The 3,247-nt window shown below is 47.2% G+C and carries 3 protein-coding genes; all 3 read right to left on the bottom strand.

The window, feature by feature from the left end; translation table 11 throughout:
• The coding region (locus RWS39_RS09395; RefSeq protein WP_314482902.1) for a formate--tetrahydrofolate ligase at positions 1-1,457 on the bottom strand (1,457 nt) is incomplete at its 3' end.
• 66 nt (positions 1,458-1,523) lie between these two features.
• Positions 1,524-2,150 (bottom strand): cyclodeaminase/cyclohydrolase family protein, encoded by a 627-nt coding sequence (locus RWS39_RS09400; protein ID WP_012130841.1) that lies wholly within the window; start codon positions 2,148-2,150, stop codon positions 1,524-1,526.
• A gap of 14 nt (positions 2,151-2,164) precedes the next feature.
• Complete coding sequence (ftcD, locus tag RWS39_RS09405) at positions 2,165-3,064, bottom strand: glutamate formimidoyltransferase (protein ID WP_045634096.1); 900 nt, start codon at positions 3,062-3,064, stop codon at positions 2,165-2,167.
• Between the last annotated feature and the right edge of the window lie 183 nt (positions 3,065-3,247).

A 3,247-nucleotide genomic window follows, 5' to 3' on the forward strand; every position in this document is an offset into this window, starting at 1 on the left:
CAGATAGGATAGTTGGAGAAGCCTAGCTCTTCCAGTTGTTTGAGCTCGCGTTTAGCGGCAGGAGTCAGGCGAACGCCCTTGCCTCCATAAACCTTAGTAACAATTTTGTTGAGCTTGGTCTCAATGGAGTCCTCTTCATTATATACAAATTGGAAGTGATTGTCTCCTTCGGCCAGTTCAACGACTTTTTCAGCTAACTCTTTACCGCCGGCTCCGCCATTGGCCCAGACGTCAGAAATCACTACGTCAACCCCGCGTTTTTGGCAGGCGTCATAAACTGCTTGCAATTCTGCTTCGGTATCCAGCGGAAATTTATTGATGGCAACGACTGCTGGCAGGCCATAAACATCTTGAATGTTTTCCAGATGTTTTTCCAAGTTTGGAAGACCATCTACAACGGCTTGGACATTTTCTTCAGCTAGGTCGCTCTTAGCCACACCACCGTGCATCTTGAGAGCGCGGATGGTAGCAACCAGAACTACAGCCGATGGACGAAGACCAGATGTACGACACTTGATATCAATGAATTTTTCAGCACCCAGGTCAGCACCGAAACCAGCTTCTGTAACTGCATAGTCGGCATATTTGAGAGCCAGCTTGGTAGCTAGGACACTGTTACAGCCATGAGCAATGTTGGCGAAAGGTCCGCCATGAATCAAGGCTGGCGTGTGTTCCAGGGTTTGAACCAAGTTTGGATGGATGGCGTCTTTGAGGACAGCCGCCATAGCGCCACCAGCTTTCAAATCCTTAGCAGTTATTGGCTTACCTTCAAAGCTGTAGCCAATGATGATTTTTTCCAAACGGTTCTTGAGGTCAGTGATATTTTCTGACAGACAGAGAATAGCCATAACCTCAGAAGCAACTGTGATGTCAAAACCATCTTCACGCGGAACACCGTTGACTTTACCTTGCAAGCCGTCTACGATGTGGCGCAGTTGCCGGTCATTCATATCCACTGCCCGCTTCCAAGTGATGCGGCGAGAGTCAATGCCTAAGGCATTGCCATGGTGGATGTGGTTGTCAATGAGGGCCGCCAGCAGGTTGTTGGCAACACCGATGGCATGGAAGTCACCAGTGAAGTGGAGGTTGATATCCTCCATAGGTACAACCTGAGCGTGCCCACCGCCAGCAGCTCCGCCCTTGATACCAAAGACAGGTCCAAGTGAAGGTTCCCGCAGAGCGATAACGGCTTTTTTACCGATTGCAGCCAAAGCATCGACCAATCCGACAGAAGTCGTGGTCTTACCTTCTCCGGCTGGTGTCGGAGAAATAGCTGTCACGAGAATCAGTTTACCGTCTGGCTTGTCTTTTAAGGCTTCTAGTTGGCCGGCACTGATTTTTGCCTTGTAATTTCCATAAAGAGACAAGGCATCCTCAGCAATTCCTAGCTTTTCTGCCACCTCTTTGATGGGCTTCATTTGAACCGAATTAGCAATTTCAATATCTGATAAAACCATATTGTTACCTCTTGAGAAAAGGAAGTCCATTCATGGAAAAGAGCGGACTTCTCTTCCGTTTATTTATTAGACAACTTTCAAAATTTCTTGATAAATTTCATCGGCTAGAGCGCAGCCTTTTTGTAGGAGTTCTTCCCCCTTGCTGCGGTAGTCTGCGACGAATGCTTCATCCTTGACACCTGACAGGTTGATGAGGACATTGAGCCAAGCCCCTTGCAGGCCAGCCTTAAGATTGAGAGCTGCTACTCCCAGGTCGCTGGCAGCATTGGTATTGGACTTGCCAACAGCTTTTTGAGTTGTTTGCAGGGCAGCTAAGATGTCTTCCATCATGCCATAAGGTGACTTGGTCGCTTCTTTGAGGGCTTGTTGCATCGCTTCCCGACGGGCAGCCTTGTCTTCCTCTGTCTCCTTAGGCATATCAAAGACGGCGGAGACCAGATTGAAGGCTTCAGTGTCCTTGTCGATAGCTGTGAGCAGGCTTTCTTGGAGGCGGGCACTTTCTGCATGCACTAGAGCAATTTCTGCTTCAAATTCTGCATATTTTTTCTTGCCAAGGGTCAATTCACAGACCATCTTGGTCAGGGAAATACCGTTCGCTGCGGAAAGAGCAGCAGCAGAGCCACCTCCTGGTGCAGGAGCATCTGAGCCTAGGACCTGGGCAAATTCTGTCAAGCTTAAATCTACTAATTTCATAGGTTTCTGTCCTCCTAGCCCAGCAAATGGTTTTCCAGAACTTGCTTGCCGTAGTCAAAGTCTTCGATTTGCAGATAGTATTCTGCTGCGTCAATCAAAGCCTTGGCTGGTGCCAAACCGATGACTTCTGAGCCGAGGATTCCAACTCCGTAGCGCTTAGCTTCAAAGCGAACAGTTTCAAAGACACGATAGAGTGGGAATTTTTCCAGATTGACCATGTTAATAGAAACCTGAGCAATGTTGCGGTCTTCCAGCATTACACCGATAGCCTTACAGTACTTGTAACCACCGCTTGAACCACGGATAACTTTAGCAATGTTGTTGGCAATTTCCAAATTGTCTGTATCCAAGTTGATGTTGTAGGCGATGAGCGGCATTCTAGCACCAACAGCAGTGACACCAGCAGTTGGGTGAATCTTTCTTTCACCGTAGTCAGGTGCCCAGTCGGCTTCCAAGAGTTTTTCTGGCATGCCTTCAAACTGACCTTTACGAACCTTAGCCAAATTTTTACGCTCTGGACGAGTTGCTGCATCTTCATAGAGGAAGATAGGGATACCGAGCTCACGGTTAATCCGCTCAGATACGGTCTTCGCAATTTCTACGCATTCCTCACTTGTGATGTCCTTGATAGGTACAAAAGGCAGGACATCAGTTGCGCCCATACGAGGGTGTTCACCTTGGTGCTTGGTCAAGTCAATATTTTCAGAAGCGTATTTAACCAAACGAAAGGCAACTTCCTGAATATTTTGATCATCACCAACCAAGGTAAAGACGCTGCGGTTGTGGCTGGCATCAGAAGAGTGGTCCAGAAGTGTTACACCTGGCACGCTCTTAGCTACTTCCACTAGACCGTCAATGACCGCTTGGTTGCGGCCTTCAGAAAAGTTAGGAATACATTCAACAATTTTTGCCATAAGATATTACCTCGTGTTATATGTTATTAAAATTACAAAGTGAATAAAGTGGAACTTCCAGCTGAGCTAGGTGTGAGGCCTAGCTCAGTTCAGAAGTTGGGGGACAAGTTTTTCCTATTCGAACAATTTCTTAACAGATTCTTTGACCAAATCTTCGTCAGTTAAGTATGGAATGGTAATGTG

Source organism: Streptococcus cristatus (genome assembly GCF_963529205.1).
In the GTDB taxonomy this organism is placed as follows: domain Bacteria; phylum Bacillota; class Bacilli; order Lactobacillales; family Streptococcaceae; genus Streptococcus; species Streptococcus cristatus_O.

Coding starts and splice junctions, on each gene's coding strand:
- RWS39_RS09400 (WP_012130841.1), bottom strand. CDS start 2,150: ATGAAATTAGTAGATTTAAGCTTGACAGAATTTGCCCAGGTCCTAGGC.
- ftcD (WP_045634096.1), bottom strand. CDS start 3,064: ATGGCAAAAATTGTTGAATGTATTCCTAACTTTTCTGAAGGCCGCAAC.